Annotated in this window: 14 protein-coding genes; 10 read left to right on the top strand and 4 right to left on the bottom strand. The window is 64.4% G+C overall.

All coding sequences use genetic code 11. The features are described from left to right. Positions 1 to 142: 142 nt before the first annotated feature. From ykgO to DVU99_RS15665, 4 genes are all read right to left on the bottom strand, one after another. Entirely contained in the window at positions 143 to 268 is a 126-nt protein-coding gene (ykgO, locus tag DVU99_RS15680) for a type B 50S ribosomal protein L36 (protein WP_008215056.1), read from the bottom strand. 99 nt (positions 269 to 367) lie between these two features. Then, the gene (locus DVU99_RS15675; RefSeq protein ID WP_114241166.1) at positions 368 to 1264 is read right to left on the bottom strand and encodes a LysR substrate-binding domain-containing protein; all 897 of its coding nucleotides are present in this window, start codon (positions 1262 to 1264) and stop codon (positions 368 to 370) included. 326 nt (positions 1265 to 1590) lie between these two features. Then, on the bottom strand, positions 1591 to 3609 hold the full coding sequence (locus DVU99_RS15670; protein ID WP_114241165.1) for an NADPH-dependent 2,4-dienoyl-CoA reductase: 2019 nt from the start codon (positions 3607 to 3609) through the stop codon (positions 1591 to 1593). A 216-nt stretch (positions 3610 to 3825) separates the two neighbouring features. After that, entirely contained in the window at positions 3826 to 4083 is a 258-nt protein-coding gene (locus tag DVU99_RS15665; RefSeq protein WP_114241164.1) for an acyl-CoA-binding protein, read from the bottom strand. Between the two features lie 115 nt (positions 4084 to 4198). On the opposite strand from DVU99_RS15665, the gene cmk reads away from it, so the two are divergent. The 10 genes from cmk to DVU99_RS20200 all read left to right on the top strand — a co-directional run bounded on the left by cmk (position 4199) and on the right by DVU99_RS20200 (position 18842). Then, positions 4199 to 4879, top strand: a complete 681-nt coding sequence (gene cmk, locus DVU99_RS15660) for a (d)CMP kinase (RefSeq protein ID WP_198670354.1) — start codon at positions 4199 to 4201, stop codon at positions 4877 to 4879. A 165-nt stretch (positions 4880 to 5044) separates the two neighbouring features. Further along, positions 5045 to 6718 (top strand): 30S ribosomal protein S1, encoded by a 1674-nt coding sequence (rpsA, locus tag DVU99_RS15655; protein ID WP_114241163.1) that lies wholly within the window; start codon positions 5045 to 5047, stop codon positions 6716 to 6718. A gap of 73 nt (positions 6719 to 6791) precedes the next feature. Continuing rightward, on the top strand, positions 6792 to 7079 hold the full coding sequence (locus DVU99_RS15650) for an integration host factor subunit beta (protein ID WP_114241162.1): 288 nt from the start codon (positions 6792 to 6794) through the stop codon (positions 7077 to 7079). 177 nt (positions 7080 to 7256) lie between these two features. Further along, positions 7257 to 7529: a LapA family protein gene (locus DVU99_RS15645; protein WP_114241161.1), complete on the top strand. Its 273-nt coding sequence runs from the start codon at positions 7257 to 7259 to the stop codon at positions 7527 to 7529. Beyond that, positions 7526 to 8701, top strand: a complete 1176-nt coding sequence (lapB, locus tag DVU99_RS15640) for a lipopolysaccharide assembly protein LapB (RefSeq protein ID WP_114241160.1) — start codon at positions 7526 to 7528, stop codon at positions 8699 to 8701. The genes DVU99_RS15645 and lapB overlap by 4 nt, the downstream gene beginning before the upstream one ends. A gap of 7 nt (positions 8702 to 8708) precedes the next feature. Next, positions 8709 to 9740, top strand: a complete 1032-nt coding sequence (locus DVU99_RS15635) for a glycosyltransferase family 4 protein (protein WP_114241159.1) — start codon at positions 8709 to 8711, stop codon at positions 9738 to 9740. Continuing rightward, entirely contained in the window at positions 9727 to 11622 is a 1896-nt protein-coding gene (locus tag DVU99_RS15630) for a nucleoside-diphosphate sugar epimerase/dehydratase (protein WP_114241158.1), read from the top strand. Before DVU99_RS15635 ends, DVU99_RS15630 begins: the two co-directional genes overlap by 14 nt. Continuing rightward, complete coding sequence (gene galU, locus DVU99_RS15625) at positions 11623 to 12495, top strand: UTP--glucose-1-phosphate uridylyltransferase GalU (RefSeq protein ID WP_114241157.1); 873 nt, start codon at positions 11623 to 11625, stop codon at positions 12493 to 12495. It begins immediately after the preceding gene. Between the two features lie 311 nt (positions 12496 to 12806). Beyond that, positions 12807 to 15449 (top strand): MG2 domain-containing protein, encoded by a 2643-nt coding sequence (locus tag DVU99_RS20205; protein WP_232823631.1) that lies wholly within the window; start codon positions 12807 to 12809, stop codon positions 15447 to 15449. 51 nt (positions 15450 to 15500) lie between these two features. After that, on the top strand, positions 15501 to 18842 hold the full coding sequence (locus DVU99_RS20200; protein WP_232823630.1) for an alpha-2-macroglobulin: 3342 nt from the start codon (positions 15501 to 15503) through the stop codon (positions 18840 to 18842). Positions 18843 to 18861: the final 19 nt, after the last annotated feature.

The raw sequence follows: 18861 nt of genomic DNA, 5'->3' as shown, positions 1-18861 counted from the left end.
CGACCGTAGCGAGGCGTCGTTATCGTTCCGTACGGTGGTTGCGCACGGGGTGCGGTCCGGCAGAAAAAGTCCAGCGCTCGGATGATGGGCAACAAAAAAGGCCGCTTTCGCGGCCTTTTTCATCACTCGTCGCAGCTAATGATTAGCGCTGACGAGCCTTGAAACGCGGATTGCTCTTGCAGATCACGAACACCTTGCCGCGACGGCGCACAACCTTGCAGTCACGGTGCCGCTGCTTGGCGGACTTCAAAGAGGAAAGCACCTTCACGGCAAGCTCCTGAAACTAACGAATGAAAAATATAAGAACGAAATCATAAACAACTTGTGCATCCAGCACAAGTCCTTGGGCCGGCTCGGCAAATCAGGCTCATTCAGGCTCGGTCATCACATTGAGGAAGCGCTGCAGCACGGGCGAGGTGTCGTCGGCACGGCTGGCCAAGGCCAGCAGCATATAGGCATCGGGGTCCTCCAGGCGCAGGTATTTGACCCCATTGAGGTTCACCGAGCGCATCGAGGCTGGCACCAGCGCCAGTCCCATGCCGGCGGCCACCAGCACCAGCAGGCCGTTGATCTGCTGGGCGTGCTGCCGGATCAAGGGGTGGAAGTTGGCCTTGGCGGCGATCTGGGCAAGGCGATCGTAGAGGGTGGCGGCCAGTTCACGCGGCTGCACCACGAAGGCCTCCATGGCCACTTCGCGCAGCCAGATGCTTTCCCGGGCGGCCAGCGGATGATTGGTGGGCAGGGCCAGCACCAGCGGCTCGCGGTCGATCACGTCCAGGCGGATGTTGCGCGCGGTGCCGGGGTGCTCCGGTTCATCACGGACAAAGCCCACGTCGAGGTCGCCGGACAGCAAGGCGGCGTACTGCTGCTCGGTGTACATCTCGCTGAGCATCAGGTTCACCTGCGGGGCGAAGCGGCGGTAGCGCAACAGCATCTGCGGCAGGGCCGGGTGGAACGTCACCGACACCGTGTAGGCCAGCCGCAGCTTGCCGCTGAAGCCGGTGGCCGCGTCGGCCATCAGGGCGCGGGCTTCCTCGGCCTTGTCCAGAATCTGGCGGGCCTGGTCGAGGAACAGCTTGCCGGGTTCAGTCAGGGAAACATTGCGCTTGTTGCGTTCCAGCAGGCGCACCCCGAGATCGTTCTCAAGTGACTGTATTTGCTGGGAAAGAGGGGGTTGGGAGATATACAGGCGCTGGGCCGCCCGGGTGAAGCTGAGCTCCTCGGCGACCGTTACAAAGTAACGAAGCTGACGGAAGTCGAACATAAAAAGGGCTTTAATACGTATTTCGTATAAGTAGTGGACGAAATATATATTTGTTTTAATAAGTCGTCGAGCCTATGATTTCTTACGTCCCGCCACCGTCCCCTCCCCCCAGGTGGCGGCGACCCTCGCCCCGCTGCGACGCTACCCCCGCGATATCTGGTCTTCCTCCCCCCTGACCCATATCGACGCGTCGTCTAGCGGGGCGCTTTCCTTTCCAGCACAACGCCCGGCCAGAAAGCCGGGCGTTGTCGTTTCTGGCGCCCGCTGTGCGAGCCACCTTGCGGCGCGGCATCAGGGCGCGCGGCCGGGGAGGCCGCGCACGGGGGTTAGAGCGTTGCGGCCAGGCGCGTGCCCTGGTCGATGGCCCGCTTGGCGTCCAGCTCGGAGGCCACGTCGGCGCCGCCGATCACATGGGTTTTGACGCCCGTGGCGAGCAGTGCGTCGGCGAGCGAGCGGTTCGGTTCCTGCCCGGCGCAGATGATGACGTTGTCCACCGGCAATACCTGAGGCTGGCCGTCTACGGTGATATGCAGGCCCTGGTCGTCGAAACGCTCGTAGCCCACGCCACCGAGCATGGTGACGCGCTTGGCCTTGAGCGTGGCGCGATGGACCCAGCCGGTGGTCTTGTTGAGGCGGGCGCCTGGACGGCCCTCGCTGCGCTGTAGCAGCCAGACCTGCCGGGCCGGGGCTTCGGGCTTGGCCGGGGCCAGGCCGCCGCGCGCGTCCAGTTGCATGTCCACGCCCCACTCGCGGGTCCAGCGCGTCACGTCCAGCGTGGGCGAAGGCGGGTGTTCGACCAGGAATTCCGCCACGTCGAAGCCGATGCCGCCGGCGCCGATGATGGCCACCCTGGCGCCCACAGGGTGGTTGCGCGCCAGCACGTCGAGATAGCTGAGCACGCGCGGATCATCGCTGCCGGGGAAGCTCACGCGGCGCGGAGTGATGCCGGTGGCGACGACCACTTCGTCGTAGCCCCCGGCGGCAAGCGCCGGTGCGTCCACCAGGCGGCCCAGCTCCACCTTCACGCCGGTATCGTCCAGGCGATGACGGAAATAGCGCAGCGTTTCGTGGAACTCTTCCTTGCCGGGAATCCGCTTGGCGTAGTTGAACTGCCCGCCGATCTCGCTGGCCTGGTCGAACAGTGTGACCGCGTGGCCGCGTTCGGCCAGCGTGCTTGCGCAGGCCAGGCCGGCAGGGCCTGCGCCCACCACGGCGAAACGCTTGCTCGTGCGGGTGGCGGTGATCGGCAGCTCCGTTTCATGGCAGGCGCGCGGATTCAGCAGGCAGCTGGCGCGGCGATTCTGGAAGACGTGGTCAAGGCAGGCCTGGTTGCACGCGATGCAGGTGTTGATGCGCTCGCTGCGGCCCGCTTTGGCCTTGGCCGCCCACTCCGGGTCGGCCAGCAGTGGCCGGGCCATCGACACCATGTCGGCTTCGCCGCTGGCCAGCACCTGCTCGGCCACCTCCGGCATGTTGATGCGGTTGGTGGTCACCAGCGGGATTGCCACTTCGCCCTTGAGCTTGCGGGTGACCCAGGCAAAGCCGGCGCGCGGCACGCTGGTGACGATGGTCGGGACGCGTGCTTCATGCCAGCCGATGCCGGTGTTGATGATGCTGGCGCCGGCAGCCTCGATGGCCTTGCCGAGAGTGACGATCTCCTGCCAGTCCTGGCCGTTCTCCACCAGGTCGAGCATCGACAGGCGGTAGATGATGATGAAGTCGCGGCCAACCGCTTCGCGCGTGCGCCGCACGATTTCGACCGGGAAGCGCATGCGTTTTTCAGCGCTGCCGCCCCAGCCATCGTTGCGCTGGTTGGTGCGCGCGGCGAGGAACTGGTTGATCAGATAGCCTTCCGAGCCCATCACCTCCACGCCGTCATAGCCGGCATCCTGAGCCAGCTTTGCGCAGCGCACGAAGTCGCGGATGGTGCGCTCCACGCCGCGCGCTGACAGTGCGCGCGGCGTGAACGGCGTGATCGGTGACTTCAGCTTCGACGGCGCCACCGATAGCGGGTGGTAGCCATAGCGGCCCGCGTGCAGGATCTGCATGCACAGCTTGCCGCCCTCGGCATGCACGGCCCGCGTCAGCTTGCGATGGCGTGCGACGTGCCAGGGCATGCTCAGGCGTCCGCCGAAGGGCTTGAGCCAACCCTCGATGCTGGGTGCGATACCGCCGGTCACCATCAGGCCGACGCCGCCACGGGCGCGCTCGGCGAAATACGCGGCGAGCTTGTCGTAGTCGCTGGCCTTGTCCTCCAGGCCCGTATGCATCGAGCCCATCAGGATGCGGTTGGGCAGGGTGGTGTGCCCGAGATCAAGCGGGGAGAACAGGCGAGGGAAGTTCATGCGGGCCGTCGGCAAGGTTCAAACGATCGTATGAATGTGCCTGCTGGGGGTGTTTGAAAGCAAGTGGGGGCGCACGATGCCGCCATCCCGGCGAGTGCCGGGATCCAGGGGCCATGCTTGGGTGGGGTCGTGCCTGCGTGCCGGGTGATCAGTCCCGGGCGTACCGCAAGTGCTTCCAGCCTCGACAGGTAGGGCGCTGGCGAGGCGAGGGGAGGGTCAGCTCAGCAATTCGTGCACGAGCTCGATGTAGCGCTGCATGGCCTCGTCTTCGGAAACGCCGCGCAGCTGTGCCCACGCCTCGTACTTGGCGGTGCCCACGAAATCGAAGAAGCCGGGCTGCTCGCAATGCACGTCGCCCTCCGAACCCTGCTTGTAGAGGGCGTAGAGCTTGAGCAGGGTGTCGTTGTCCGGTCGCTGGCCAAGCTGCTGGATGTTTTCGGCGGCTTGTTCGAATTCGCGACGCAGATCGTTCATGGTATGGACGTGCATGGTTCTGACGGACTGATGGTGGCAACTGGACAACCCGCGTTCCGTGCGAGGACCAACGCGATAGCATATGCGTTTTCTTTCGCCGCCGTCAGGAGTCCCCATGAGTCCCTCTTCGTCCGTTCCCGTGCTGACCATCGACGGACCGTCGGGATCGGGCAAGGGCACCATCAGTCGCCGCGTGGCTGAGACGCTTGGCTGGCGCCTGCTCGACTCCGGTGCGCTCTACCGGGCCGTCGGCTATGCCGCGGGCGCGGAGGGGCTGGACTTGTCGGACGCCGAGGCCATCACCCGGTGCGCCGAGGAAACCAGGATCCGCTTCCAGGCGGCCACCGATGGCAGTGACACCCACGTGCTGGTCAATGGCCACGACGCCACCGACGAGTTGCGCACCGAAACCGCCGGCGCCGCCGCCTCGGCCATTGCCTCGATTCCTTCGGTGCGTCAGGCACTTGTGGACATGCAGCTGGCTTTCCGCAAGGCCCCGGGGCTGGTGGCGGACGGGCGCGACATGGGGACCGTGATCTTCCCTGATGCGCCGTTCAAGGTCTTCCTCACCGCGAGTGCCGCCGAACGCGCCCAAAGGCGCTATAAGCAGTTGAAGGAAAAGGGGCTGGGCGTTACACTTGCTACCCTTCAGCGCGAGATCGAAGCGCGTGATGCCCGCGATGCGTCGCGGACGGTAGCGCCGCTCAAGCCGGCCGCGGATGCGGTTTTCATCGACACCACCGGCATGGGCATCGACGACGTCGTCGCGAAAGTATTGGCTGTCGTGCGGTCCTGAAGGGGCTGCCGACGGCTTTTGGCGCCCTGGTTGCGGCCAGGGCATGTGGTCAACGGTGCCAAGGGAGTCTTCCCGCGACACCCATAACCGGTGGGCCGACGGTCCGTACGCTAGCCGATCCGGTGCGTACAGGGCTCAAGGCCTTTTCTCATTTCTGGAATCAACATGACTGAAAGTTTTGCCGAGCTGTTTGAACAGAGCCAACAGGCCATCTCCAAGCTGAAGCCGGGTGCCATCGTCACGGGCATCGTTGTGGAAATCCGCAACGACGTCGTCGTGATCAACGCTGGCCTCAAGAGCGAAGGCATCGTCCCGATCGAGCAGTTCAAGGACGAGAATGGTGAGCTGGAAGTGCAGGTTGGCGACGAGGTGAAGGTTGCCCTCGACGCCCTCGAAGACGGCTTCGGCGAGACCAAGCTCTCCCGCGAGAAGGCCAAGCGTTCCATGGTGTGGGACGACCTCGAGGCGGCCTTCGACAAGGAAGAGACCATCACCGGCAAGATCTCCGGCAAGGTCAAGGGCGGTTTCACCGTCGACATCAAGGACGTCCGCGCATTCCTGCCGGGCTCGCTGGTCGACGTGCGTCCGGTCCGCGATCCGGTCTACCTGGAAGGCAAGGACCTCGAGTTCAAGATCATCAAGCTCGACCGCAAGCGCAACAACGTTGTGGTCAGCCGCCGCGCCGTCGTCGAGACCGAGTTCTCCGAGGAGCGCGAGAAGCTGCTGGAGCGCCTGACCGAAGGCGCGGTGGTCAAGGGCACGGTCAAGAACCTCACCGACTACGGCGCGTTCGTGGACCTGGGTGGTATCGACGGCCTGCTGCACATCACCGACATGGCGTGGAAGCGCGTGCGTCATCCGTCCGAAGTCGTCAACGTCGGCGACGAGCTGGACGTCCGCGTGCTCAAGTACGACCGCGAGCGCAACCGCGTGTCGCTGGGCCTCAAGCAGCTGGGTGACGATCCGTGGGTCGCCATCGCCCGCCGCTACCCGGTCGGCAGCCGCCTGTTCGGCAAGGTCTCCAACGTCACCGATTACGGCTGCTTCGTCGAGATCGAGCCGGGCGTGGAAGGCCTGGTCCACGTGTCCGAGATGGACTGGACCAACAAGAACGTCAATCCGGCCAAGGTCGTGCAGGTCGGCGACGAGACCGAAGTGATGGTGCTGGACGTGGATGAAGAGCGTCGCCGCATCTCGCTGGGTATCAAGCAGACCCGCTCGAACCCGTGGGAAGCCTTCGCCGCCATGCACAAGAAGGGCGACAAGGTGTCCGGTCAGATCAAGTCGATCACCGACTTCGGCATCTTCATCGGCCTGGACGGCGGCATCGACGGCCTGGTCCACCTGTCCGACATCTCCTGGCAGGCTTCCGGCGAAGACCTCGTTCGCAACTTCAAGAAGGGCGACGAGATCGAAGCCGTGGTGCTGGCCGTGGATCCGGAGCGTGAGCGCATCTCCCTCGGCATCAAGCAGATGGAGCAGGATCCGTTCGGTCAGTTCATGGCCACCAACCCGCGCGGCAGCATCGTCAACGGCACCGTGAAGGAAGTGGACGCCAAGGGTGCAGTGATCGACCTGGGCGACGGCGTGGAGGGTTACCTGCGCGCCAACGACATCGCCAAGGAGCGCATCGACGACGCCACCCAGCATCTGAAGGTGGGCGACAAGGTCGAAGCCAAGTTCACCGGCATGGACCGCAAGGGCCGCCAGCTGCAGCTGTCGATCCGCGCGAAGGACGAAGAAGAGCTGCACGACGCCATGGCTGAGTACTCGAACGCCTCCGGCGGCACGACCAAGCTCGGCGCGCTGCTCAAGGAGCAGCTGAACAAGGCCGACTAAGCAGTACTGGAAGCAAGGGCGGGGCGGCCGGTAGGCTGCCCCGCTTGGTTCATGTCACGGACATTGGGGACCCATGACCAAATCCGAATTGATTGAGGCGCTGGCACGGCGTCAGACCCATCTTGCGTTCGCGGATGTGGAGCTGGCGGTCAAGAGCGTGATCGAACAGATGAGCCATGCGCTTTCCAATGGAGAGCGTATCGAGGTTCGTGGTTTTGGCAGCTTCGCGCTGCACTACCGCCCCCCCCGCATGGGCCGCAATCCCAAGACGGGCGAGGCGGTCGCGCTTCCGGGCAAGCATGTCCCGCACTTCAAGCCGGGCAAGGAACTGCGCGAGCGCGTCAACATGGACCTGGAGTGATACCCCGGCAGGGGTCCACGGCAGGATCTTGCGAAGGCAGGCGGCCCGAGGCCGTTCCTGCCTTCTTTTTTGCCCGGGGTTTCGGGACAGGCCTGGATCTGCGGGGTTTCTCAATTCCTGAATGACGGGTCAGGCAGTTGCCTGTGACGACCGCGGGCAATCGGTTAAAGTCGCCGCATGCGACTGATCGTGACGCTGATCCTCCTGCTTTTCATCGCCGCGGGCGTCGTGCTCGGGGCCCTCAATGCCGACCTGGTCGGCTACGACCTCGGTTTCGCCCGGCTTGAACTGCCCAAGGGGGCAGCGCTGCTGCTGGCCCTGGTGATCGGCTGGTTGTTGGGCGGGCTTACTGCCTGGCTTGGCGTCAGCTCGCGCCATCGTCGCTTGCGCCGCAAGGCGACTGCCGATGCGGGGCGTGGCAAGGGCAAGACCTCCCCGGCTGGTGCATGAGCGCGCTCCTTTACGTACTCATCCTGTTGGTTCCTGCGGCATTCGCCAGTGGCTGGTGGACGGCCCGGCGGGCTGGCGTGCGTCGTTCGGGCGTGCAGGTCAGCGAACTCTCCTCGGACTACTTCCGCGGCCTGAACTACCTGCTCAACGAAGAGCAGGACAAGGCCATCGAGGTGTTCCTCAAGCTGGCCGAATACAACCGCGATACGGTCGAGACGCACCTGGCGCTGGGCAACCTGTTCCGCCGGCGTGGCGAGGTGGACCGGGCCATTCGCCTGCACCAGCACCTGGTCTCGCGGCCGGGCTTGTCCGATGCCATGAAGACCGTGGCCTTGCTGGAGCTTGGCGAGGACTATATGCGCGCCGGCTTGCTGGATCGCGCCGAGACGCTGTTCTCCGACCTGGTGGCGATGGATGCGCATGCACCGTCGGCGCTGCGGCATTTGATCGCGATTTACCAGCACGAGCGCGACTGGCACAAGGCGATCGAGCACGCGCGCCGGCTGGAGGCCATGACCGGCGAGGACGAGTCGGGCATGATCGCCCAGTTCTACTGCGAACTTGCCGAGCAGTCGCGTCAGCACGGTGCGCGCCAGGAAGCCAGGGAGTACCTGCGACAGGCCTTTGCCTGTCAGGCCGATTGCGTGCGCGCCTTCATGCTGACCGGGCGTCTGTATGCCGAGGAGGGGCAGCATGTGGAGGCCGCCAGGGTGTACGAGCAGGCGGTCGAGGCCGACATTGCGTTCGTGCCGGAAATCCTGCCGCCGCTGCTCAACAGTTATGCACGCTCGCAGCAGATGGAGCACGCCGAGCACTTTCTGCGCGACATCCTCGAGCGTTACCACGGCATTTCGCCGGTGCTTGCGCTTACCCGCCTCTACCAGCAGCGCGATGGCGACCGCACCGCGATCGACTTCCTTACGTCGCAGTTGCGCCAGCGTCCCTCTGTGCGCGGCCTGATGGCCTTGATCGATGCGACCATGGACAAGATCGAGGGCGAGGCGCGCGAGAACTTCCTGATCCTGCGGGACCTGACCAAGAAGCTGCTCGAGGGGCAGGCCATGTACCGCTGCAGCCGTTGCGGCTTCGGCGCCAAGGCGCACCATTGGCAGTGCCCCAGCTGCAAGAGCTGGAGCACGATCCGCCCGATCCACGGCGTGGCCAACGAATGAGGCGCGGATGAGCTTCACTGCGCTGGCGTTAGGGATGGTGCTGGCTTCGTTGTTGATCGCTGCGGCTGTCGTGCGTGGCGCGATCGCCTATGCGCATCGTCGCGGCATGATGGACCTGCCAGGGCAGCGCCGCTCCCACACCATTCCCACGCCGCGTGGCGGAGGCATCGGCATCGTGGTGGCCGTCATCCTCACCATGCCCGTCGCCCTTTGCCTGCTGCCCGAACCCTGGCCGTTGACGGTCGCAACCGCGCTGGCGCTGGCCACGGCGATGGTTGCGGCAGTGGGGTGGTGGGACGACCATCGTTCACTTCCGGTGTTGCCGCGCCTGGGCATCCAGTTGCTGGCGGCGGCGGTCATCGCGCTGGTCCTGGTCGGGCGGGGCATGGCCTGGTGGTGGGTGCCGCTGCTGGTGCTGGCGGGTACCTGGAGCATCAACCTGCACAACTTCATGGACGGCATTGATGGCCTGCTCGCCCAGCAGGTGATGTTCGTCGCCGCCGGGCTGGGTTTGCTGGCGTGGGTTGCCGCCCAGCCGGCACTGGCCGGGGCGGCCGCCTGCGTGGCGGCGGCAGCGCTCGGTTTCTGGATCTATAACCGTCCCAGGGCCCGCATTTTCATGGGGGACGTGGGGAGTGGCACCATGGGGCTGCTGATCTTTGCCCTCACCGCGTTGCTGTGGTGGGTGGACTGGCACCTGCTGTGGCCAGCCTTGATCCTCAGTTCATCTTTTGTAGCGGACGCTAGTCTTACGCTTTTGGCCCGTATGGCGAATGGCCGTCGTTGGTACACTGCCCATCGCGAGCATCTGTACCAGTGGATGGTACGCAGTGGGTTCACGCACGCCACGGGGGGCGCGTGTTATCTGGCCTGGAACCTGTTGGTGGCTGTGCCATCGGCGGTCCTGGCCTGGAGTCAGCCGGCAAGGTCGATACCGATATGTCTTAGTACCTACCTGTTGGCGACCGCCGTGTGGATTTACATGAAGCGCCGGTGTCTGCGGCGCGCTTTGCTCAAGGGCCGTCATGTCACTTCGTAAACTGATCGGTGTCATCCATCCGCGTACGGCCGTGGTGCTCCACGACCTGCTGATGGCGGCGCTGGCGTGGTGGGTGGCCAAGGCCTTGCGCTACGCGCTGATCGACAATGAGGCCATCAGCTTTCATGTACTCGAGTTTCCCCTGGTGCTGCTGGTGCAAGGGGCGGTGCTGAGCTGGACCGGCTTGTACAAGGGCGTTTGGCGTTTCGCCAGCCTGCCGGACCTGTGGAACATCCTGCGTGCGGCCGTGCTGGGGACGCTGGCGATTGCCGCGGCGCTGATGCTCTACAACCGCCTGGCGGACGTGCCGCGTTCGGTGCTGCTGTTGTATCCGGTGGTGCTGTCGGTGCTGCTGGGGGCGCCACGCCTCGCATACCGTTTCTGGAAGGACAGCAGGGGCGACCTGTTCCAGGCCAAGCCGGTGCAGCGTGTGCTGATCGTAGGCGCGGATCGTGCCGGCGAGGCCTTGTCGCGCGATCTGCATCGGGACAATGGCTATACCGTGGTGGGTTTCGTCGACGACAAGGAAAGCTTGCGCGGAGCCAGCATCAACGGGCGCCCTGTGCTGGGCCGGGTGGAGCAGATCCCCGAGCTTGCGCGCGAAGTGGCTGCGCAGATGCTGCTGATCGCCATGCCGGGAGCCACCACCCAGGAAATGCGCCGGGTGGTCGAGCTGTGCGACCAGAGCGGATTGCCTTACCGCACCGTACCCAAGCTGGAAGACGTCGTTTCCGGCAGGGCGCATTTCAACGAGATCAAGGAAGTCGCGATCGAGGACCTGCTGGGTCGCGACACGGTCGAGCTCGACTGGACGGCCATTCGTGTCACGTTGACCGGGCGTCGCGTACTGGTCACTGGCGGTGGCGGCTCGATTGGCTCGGAGCTGTGCCGCCAGGTGGCGCGCCTTGGCGCCCAGTCGCTGTGCGTGGTCGACAATTGCGAGTACAACCTCTATCGGATCTCCCAGGAGTTGCGCGCGGAGTACCCGGAGCTCATCTACGAGGCCGTTCTGGCCGATTGCGGTGATCCGGCCGCCATGCGCAAGCTGTTCGGCGAGTATCGGCCGCAGGTGGTATTCCATGCAGCGGCGTACAAGCACGTGCCCATGCTCCAGGGCCAGCTGCGCGCAGCCTTTCGCAACAACGTGCTTGCCACGCGCAATGTCGCCGACCTGGCCGATCGCCATGGCGTGGAGTGCTTCGTACTGATCTCGACCGACAAGGCTGTGAATCCGACCAGCGTGATGGGCGCATGCAAGCGCATCGCCGAGATCTGGTGCCAGAACCTCAACGAGCACTCCAATACGCACTTCATCACCGTGCGTTTCGGCAACGTGCTCGACTCGGCGGGGTCGGTGGTGCCGCTGTTCCGGCAGCAGATCCGCAATGGCGGGCCGGTCACCATCACGCACCCCGAAATCTCGCGCTACTTCATGACGATCCCGGAGGCCTGCCAGCTGATCCTGCAGGCGGCCAGTATCGGCAAGGGCGGCGAGATCTTCGCGCTCGACATGGGCGAGCCGGTGAAGATCCGCGACCTGGCCGAGCAGATGATCCGCTTGGCCGGGCGCAAGCCGGGCACGGAGATCCCCATTGTCTACACCGGCCTGCGTGCCGGCGAAAAGCTGTTCGAGGAATTGTTCCATCCGCTGGAGAACTACATCGAGACGACGCACGCGAAGATCTTCCTCGCGCAGTATCGTGCGGTGAAGTGGGACCAGCTCAATGCGCAGTTGGCCAAGGCAGCCGATGCCGTGGTCGCCTATGACGAGGAAGTGCTGCGCCAGTGCGTGTCCAACCTGTTGCCGACGTTCCGCTGGAGCGAGGCGACGCAGCCGGACAACGTGGTGGCGTTGCGTCGCAATGAATCAGGAGAGAAGTAAGTGAGCAAGCCGTTGCGCAAGGTGGTCTTTCCGGTGGCGGGCCTGGGTACGCGTTTCCTGCCTGCGACCAAGGTGGTTGCCAAGGAGATGCTGCCGGTGCTGGACCGTCCGCTGATCCAGTATGCCGTCGACGAGGCCGTCGATGCCGGTGCCGACACCCTGGTGTTCGTCACCAACCGTTACAAGCATGCGATCGCGGATTACTTCGACAAGGCCTACGAGCTGGAGGCCAAGTTGCAGGAGAAGGGCAAGGACGAGTTGCTGGCACTGGTGCAGGGCACCCTGCCCAAGCACGTCCGGGCGATTTTCGTGACGCAGCCCGAAGCCCTTGGCCTGGGGCACGCCGTCCTGTGCGCCAAGCCCGTGGTGGGCGACGAGCCGTTTGGCGTGGTGCTTCCGGATGACTTGATCTGGAACAGGGGCAAGGGCGCATTGCGCCAGATGGCCGAGCTGGCCGAGACGCAGAACGCCGGCGTCATCGCGGTGGAGGAAGTGCCGCAGAACGATACCGACAAATACGGCATCGTCGACGCCACGCCGATCGACGAGCGCAGCGCGCGGATCAGCCACATGGTGGAAAAGCCCAAACCGGCGGATGCCCCGTCCAACCTGGCGGTGGTCGGGCGCTATGTGCTGCCGGGCCGCATCTTCCAGCTGCTGGAGCAGACCACGCCGGGAGCTGGTGGCGAGATCCAGTTGACCGACGCCATCGATGCGCTGCTCAAGGAGCAGGGCAAGGTGCTGGCGTACCGGTTCGAGGGTACGCGATTCGACTGTGGTAACAAGGCCGGCCTGGTGCGTGCCACCATGCACATGGCGCTGCAGGATCCCAAGCTCGCTCCGGTCGTGCGCGAGATCATCGCGACGCTTTAAGCGCCTGTCAGCCTGCGGTCCATCGGGCCGCAGGCTGGCTTGTCGCTCGCAGCCTCTGTGGCCCGGATCAGACGGGTCAGGTATCGGATGACGCTGCGGTAGGAATCAGACTATTCCCAATGCGCTCATGTCGGGCGCATGCCAGAATCGCTCCCGCGTTCGGCCATGTTCGGCGCGCACTCTAGTCGTGGGTAACCCGGTATTCGTTGGCTCCGCTTCGCAAGAGGCGGGTGTCTTGACGCATCCGGTCTACGCCCGGGGCCGGCGTGGCGCCGTTTCCATGCTCATCGGATGAAAGCCAGGGAAGCGTCATGGATCTGTTGAGATTCCTTCTGTTGCTGCCGTTGCGTCTGCTGCGCGGCGTGTTTTCCATGTTCGGATGGATCCTGCGCCCCCTGGTGGGCCAGGTCAGCTGGTCCGCGCCGGCCTGGCTGCCAGCCACCGGTGGCTGGATCCGGCGCAGGCCGGTACGGGCGGCCGGTGTGTTGGCGGGTGCCCTGGCGCTGGCCGCAGGCGGCTGGTTCGGATGGCAGTGGTACCAGAACCGGCCCAAGCCGGTGGAGCCCGAGCGGATCAGCATGACCGTGCAGGCCCCGGAGATTACCGATTACACGCAGCCGAGCCCCGCCATTCATGCGTTGACGGTGGTTTTCTCGGGCTCCGTCGCACCCATTGATCGGGTGGGCAAGCCGGTTACGGACGGCATCGTGATGCAGCCCGCGGTCAAGGGAGAGTGGTCGTGGCAGGACGACCACAGCCTCCGCTTCATGCCAGCCGAGGATTGGCCGGTAGGACGCCATTACGAGGTCCGCTTCGATACGGCCAAGGCCTTCGCACCGCAGGTGCTGATGGCTGATGACCATTTCTCTTTCGATACGCCGGCCTTCAGCGCGACGCTGGTGAACGGCGAGTTCTATCAGGATCCGCAGGACGCTACGGCCAGAAAGACCATCCAGCCGGTGAACTTCAATTATCCGGTGGACACGGCTGACTTCGAAAGGCGCATCAAGGTCGTGCTCGGGCAAAGCGATGGCACCGAGACGGCGCTCAAGTACACGGTGACCTACGATCCGCAGAAGCTGCACGCCTGGATCCACTCCCAGCCGTTGACGCTGCCGAGGGATGAGAACAGCGTGCGCTACAGCATCGGCAAAGGCGTGCGCAGTGCACGGGGCGGTGATGGAACCGGCGACGAGCTGACGGGGCGAGTGCGCGTTCCCGGCCTGTACAGCCTGTCCATCGACAACGTCACGCCCACCCTGGTCGACAACGAAAAATACGAACCCGAGCAGGTGCTGCTGGTGCAGGTGGGTGGCAACGTGCGCGACAGTGACCTCGGCGGCCTGATCAAGGCCTGGGTGCTGCCGGCGGGCAAGCAAGGCGAGCCGCGGGGCGATGGCGCAGCTCCATATCCCTGGGATGCATCGGAGGTCGGCGAGGCCGAGCTTCGCCAGGCGCAACCGCTGAAGCTCGAGCTGGTGCCGACCGAGAACGACTACGACGCGATGCAAAGCTTCAAGTTCCAGGCCGCCCCCGGCCAGCGCATCTATGTGCGCATTGACAAGGGGCTGAAGTCCTTTGGCGGCTACATCCTGGGCAAGGCCTACGCCACCGTCGTCACGGTCCCTGACTATCCCCAGCTGCTGAGGTTCATGGCCGACGGTTCGCTGTTGTCCATGTCAGGCAGCAAGCGCATTTCCGTGGTGTCGCGCAACCTGCCCGGGATGCGCGTCGAGATCGGGCGCGTGCTGCCTGACCAACTGCAGCATCTGGTGAGCTTCAACCAGGGTACGTATGCGCGCCCGGAGCTGAGCTATGACTTCAGCGAGGACCATATCGTTGAACGCTTCGAGCTGAAGCGCAGCTTCCCCAAGGACGATCCCGCCAAGGCCCATTACGAGGGTATCGACCTCGGGCAATACCTGAAGGAGGGCAAGCGCGGCGTTTTCCTGCTGCACCTGTCCAGCTACGACGCCGTGGCCGAAAAGAAAAAGGAGGACACCCAAAAGGCTGCCGAGAACCAGCCGCAGGCGGCGCCGACGAACGACAACTCGGGTGACGAGTCGGAAGGGTCGGACGACGATCAGGGTGCGATGGCGGATAACGGCGACAGCGCTGACGGCTCCTCTCCCACGGATACACGCCTGATCGTGGTCACCGATCTGGGCATGCTGGTCAAACGCTCCCTCGATGGCAGCCAGGATGTGTTTGTGCAGTCCATCCGTAGCGGTCAGCCGGTGGGCGGCGCGACGGTATCCGTACTGGCGGTGAATGGTCAGACGCTCTTCAGCGATACCACGTCGACGGACGGCGTGGTGCATTTCCCCACCTTGAAGGGCCTGGATCGCGAGAAGCAGCCCACGCTCTATGTGGTGAGGAAGGGCGATGACTTGTCGTTCCTGCCTATCGGTGGCTCCACCAGCGACGAGCGCAAGCTCGATTTCTCGCGTTTCGACGTGGGTGGCGAGCGCAATGCCCAGAACGAGGGCCAGCTCTCGGCGTACCTGTTTTCGGACCGTGGCATCTATCGACCCGGTGACACCATCCACGTCGGCCTGATCGTGCGCGCCGCCAGTTGGACGCGCAGCGTGGTCGGCGTGCCGCTGCAGGCGGAAATCGTCGACCCGCGGGGCATGACAGTGAAGCAGCTGCCCATGTCCATGGATGCCTCCGGGTTCGGCGATCTCGAGTACACGCCTGCGGAGACGGCAGCGACCGGCACATGGACGGTGAACCTTTACATCGTCAAGGATGGCAATGCCGGCGCGCAGATCGGCAGCACCACCGTGCAGGTGAAGGAGTTCCTGCCCGATCGCATGAAAGTGGATGCCAGGCTGGCAGGGCAGGTGCCTGAAGGCTGGGTCAAGCCCGACCAGATCAAGGGCATCGTCGACGTGATGAACCTGTTCGGCACGCCGGCGGCGGATCGTCGTGTCGAAGCGTCGCTGACGTAGCGCCCGGCGTGGCCGGCGTTCCGCAGTTGGCCTGACTACCACTTCTACGACGTGCGTCGTGCCAAGGAGGGTTACGAGGACAAGCTGCAGGATGGCAAGACGGACGAAAGGGGGCACGCGGAGTTCGATCTCGACCTGAAGAAGTACGCCGACGCCACCTATCAATTGTATTTCCTGGCGAAGGCCTACGAGCCGGAGGGCGGTCGCAGTGTGGCTGCGGCCGCGCAGACGCTGGTGTCCAGCAACGACTGGCTGGTGGGCTACAAGTCGGTCGACAATCTCGACTACGTCAATCGTGATGCGACGCGCAGCGTGCACCTGGTTGCCATCGACCACACGGCGAAGTCGATCGCGCTCAAGGACCTCAAGGCACGCCTGATCGAGCGACGCTACCTGTCGGTGCTGACCAAGCAGGACTCGGGTGTCTACAAGTACCAGTCCAAGCTCAAGGAAGTGACGATCAACGAGCAGCCGTTGTCGATTCCCGCCAATGGCATGGACTACGCCTTGCCCACCGACAAGCCGGGCAACTACGCCATCGTGATCGTGCGCAGCAGTGATGGCGTGGAGGTGAATCGCGTCGAGTACTCGGTGGCGGGTGCTGCCAATGTCTCGCGATCGCTTGATCGCAATGCTGAGCTGCAACTCAACCTGGGCAAGCAGGACTATGCGCCGGGCGAATCGGTGGACATCGCCATTCGCGCGCCGTATGCCGGCAGTGGCTTGATCACCATCGAGCGCGATAAGGTCTACGCCCACGCCTGGTTCCATGCCGATACCAGCAGCTCGGTGCAGCACATCACCGTACCCGCGGACTTCGAGGGCAACGGTTACATCAACGTGCAGTACATCCGCGATCCGTCCTCGGACGAGATCTTCATGAGCCCGCTGAGTTACGGCGTGGTGCCGTTCTCGGTGAATCTGGATGCTCGCCGCAACGCCATCAAGGTGGAGTCGCCGGCGGTGGTGAAGCCGGGCGACACCGTGACTTTCAGGCTCAGCGCGCCGCAGCCGACACGTGCCGTGGTGTTTGCCGTGGACGAGGGGATCCTCCAGGTCGCCCGGTACAAGCTTGGCGACCCGCTGAAGTTCTTCTTCCGCAAGCGCATGCTTGAGGTGGGTACCTCCCAGATCCTCGACCTGATCTTGCCGGACTTCGAAAAACTGATGGCGATGGCAGCCCCGGGTGGCGATGCCGATGCGGCTATCGGCCGCCAGCTCAACCCATTCAAGCGCAAGCGCGACAAGCCCGTGGCGTACTGGTCCGGCATCGTCGACATCAACGGCGAGAAGGACTTCACCTACCAGGTGCCGGACTATTTCAATGGCAAGCTCCGCGTGATGGCGGTGGCCGTGTCGTCGGATCGCGTGGGTACCTACGAGGGAGGCACGATGGTGCGCGGCGATTTCGTGCTCTCGCCGAACGTGCCGACGACACTCGCGCCGGGTGACGAGGTCGACGTCAGCGTGGGTGTTGCCAACAACCTGACAGGACTCAACGGCAAGCAGGTGCCGGTGGCGGTAACGCTGAAGACCGGGCCGCAATTGCAGGTCGTCGGCACGCCGACCCAGAGCCTGAACTTGGGTGAGATGCGCGAAGGCGTGGTGACGTTCCGCGTCAAGGCGACCGACAAGCTCGGTTCCGGCAACCTCAGCTTCACCGCGGGCTATGGCGACAAGTCGGCGCGGCAGAGCGTGGACGTGTCGGTGCGCCCGGCATCGGCCTATCGCACCCAGGTGGACGTGGGCCGCGTGGACGCGGGCAGCAAGCAGGACCAGCCGGACCTGCGACGAATGTACGGCGAGTACGCCTCGCGCGATGCGAGCATTTCCAATATCCCCGTCGTGTTGTCGAGCGGCCTGACCACCTATCTGGTGAACTTCCAGCATTACTGCAGCGAGCAGATTGTCAGCGCGGCCATGCCGCGGCTCGTGCTGGCCAAGTGGCCGCAGGTCAAGGTGTTCGCCGATGCCTTGCAGCCAGTCATGAGTGGCGGCAAGAAGCTGACCAACGAAGAGGCGCTCTCGCAGTTCCTCGACGTGCTGCATTCACGCCAGAACGGGCAGGGTGGCTTCGGCTTGTGGTCGGCTACGCCGGATGCGAATCCGTTCGTGTCGACCTATGCCATGCATTTCATGCTGGAGGCGCGTGACCGTGGCGTGGACATTCCGCGCGACATGTTCGATGCCGGCAACAAGTACCTCAAGCAACTGGCGAGCGACGACAGTCTTGATGGACTGGACCTGGTGCGCCAGCGTGCCTATGCGGTGTACCTGCTGACCCGCCAGGGCAATGTCACCACCAATGACCTCGCCGCCGTGCAGAAGCGCTTGCAGGATGCCTATCCCGACCAGTGGAAGAACGATCTGGCAGCGGCATGGCTGGCGGCGTCGTACCAGTTGCTCAAGCAGGACAAGCAGGCCGCGCAGCTCATCGCTGGTCCGCAGAAGCTGCTCGAGCGCAGCAAGGCCGACAAGGACTATAGCTACGGCTATTACTACGATTCGCTGGTCCGCGATGCCAGCACGCTCTACCTGCTCAGCAAGCATTTTCCTGACCGGGCCAAGGCGTTGTCGCCCCGCGTGATGGAGAACATCACCGAGCCACTGCAGAACGGCTGGTACAACACCTTGTCGTCGTCGATGGTCTTGCTGGCGCTGGATACCTACGCACAGGAAAACAACGTGCAGCTCGACAAGCTGCGCATCGACCAGGTGATGGCCGACGGTTCGGTCAAGGCGATTGCCACGCCGCAGGGCAACCTGCTGCAGGCGGGTAGCTGGAGTGCGGACGCGAAGCGCCTGCGCTTCACCAACGACAGCAGCCTGCCGGCGTGGCGCGTGGTGAGCCAGGGTGGCTACGACCGCGACCAGCCGGCCAAGGCCGTCAAGGACGGGATGGAAATCACCCGTGACTACACCGACACCCATGGCAAGGCCATCGACAAGGTGACCGTCGGCCAGGAGATCGACGTCCACCTGAAAATCCGTAGTACGGACGGCAGCGACTATGATGACATCGCCATCGTTGACCTGCTGCCCGGCGGCTTCGAACCGGTGATCCAGCCGCCGCCGGCCGTCACGGATCAGCAGCAGGATGGCAGCGACCACGAAGACGGCGGTGGTGACAGCGATGCAAAGGCCAGCGAGTGGCGTTCGCCCATCGGCGTGGGCAATTCCAGCTGGGCGCTGGACTATGCCGACGTGCGCGAGGACCGCGTCGTGCTCTACGGCACGGCGACCTCGAACGTGGGTGAGTTCGTCTATCGCATCAAGGCTACCAATGCCGGCAAGTTCATCGTGCCACCGGCCTACGGCGAGGCGCTGTACGATCGTCGCGTGCAGGCGAGGACGGCGGGTGGCCAGGTCCTGGAGGTGGTCCGTCAGCCCTGATGGATGAGGCGCGCCCACC

Source organism: Dyella sp. C9, assembly GCF_003332825.1.
Taxonomy (GTDB): Bacteria; Pseudomonadota; Gammaproteobacteria; order Xanthomonadales; family Rhodanobacteraceae; genus Dyella.
This window is presented reverse-complemented; position numbering and strand designations above follow the sequence as displayed.

Excerpts from the sequence above, each read along its gene's own strand:
- DVU99_RS15630 (WP_114241158.1), top strand. The coding sequence starts at position 9,727 with ATGTCACTTCGTAAACTGATCGGTGTCATCCATCCGCGTACGGCCGTG.
- rpsA (WP_114241163.1), top strand. The coding sequence starts at position 5,045 with ATGACTGAAAGTTTTGCCGAGCTGTTTGAACAGAGCCAACAGGCCATC.
- DVU99_RS15665 (WP_114241164.1), bottom strand. The coding sequence starts at position 4,083 with ATGAACGATCTGCGTCGCGAATTCGAACAAGCCGCCGAAAACATCCAG.
- DVU99_RS20205 (WP_232823631.1), top strand. The coding sequence starts at position 12,807 with ATGGATCTGTTGAGATTCCTTCTGTTGCTGCCGTTGCGTCTGCTGCGC.
- DVU99_RS15645 (WP_114241161.1), top strand. The coding sequence starts at position 7,257 with ATGCGACTGATCGTGACGCTGATCCTCCTGCTTTTCATCGCCGCGGGC.
- DVU99_RS15650 (WP_114241162.1), top strand. The coding sequence starts at position 6,792 with ATGACCAAATCCGAATTGATTGAGGCGCTGGCACGGCGTCAGACCCAT.
- lapB (WP_114241160.1), top strand. The coding sequence starts at position 7,526 with ATGAGCGCGCTCCTTTACGTACTCATCCTGTTGGTTCCTGCGGCATTC.
- DVU99_RS15670 (WP_114241165.1), bottom strand. The coding sequence starts at position 3,609 with ATGAACTTCCCTCGCCTGTTCTCCCCGCTTGATCTCGGGCACACCACC.
- DVU99_RS15675 (WP_114241166.1), bottom strand. The coding sequence starts at position 1,264 with ATGTTCGACTTCCGTCAGCTTCGTTACTTTGTAACGGTCGCCGAGGAG.
- cmk (WP_198670354.1), top strand. The coding sequence starts at position 4,199 with ATGAGTCCCTCTTCGTCCGTTCCCGTGCTGACCATCGACGGACCGTCG.
- DVU99_RS15635 (WP_114241159.1), top strand. The coding sequence starts at position 8,709 with ATGAGCTTCACTGCGCTGGCGTTAGGGATGGTGCTGGCTTCGTTGTTG.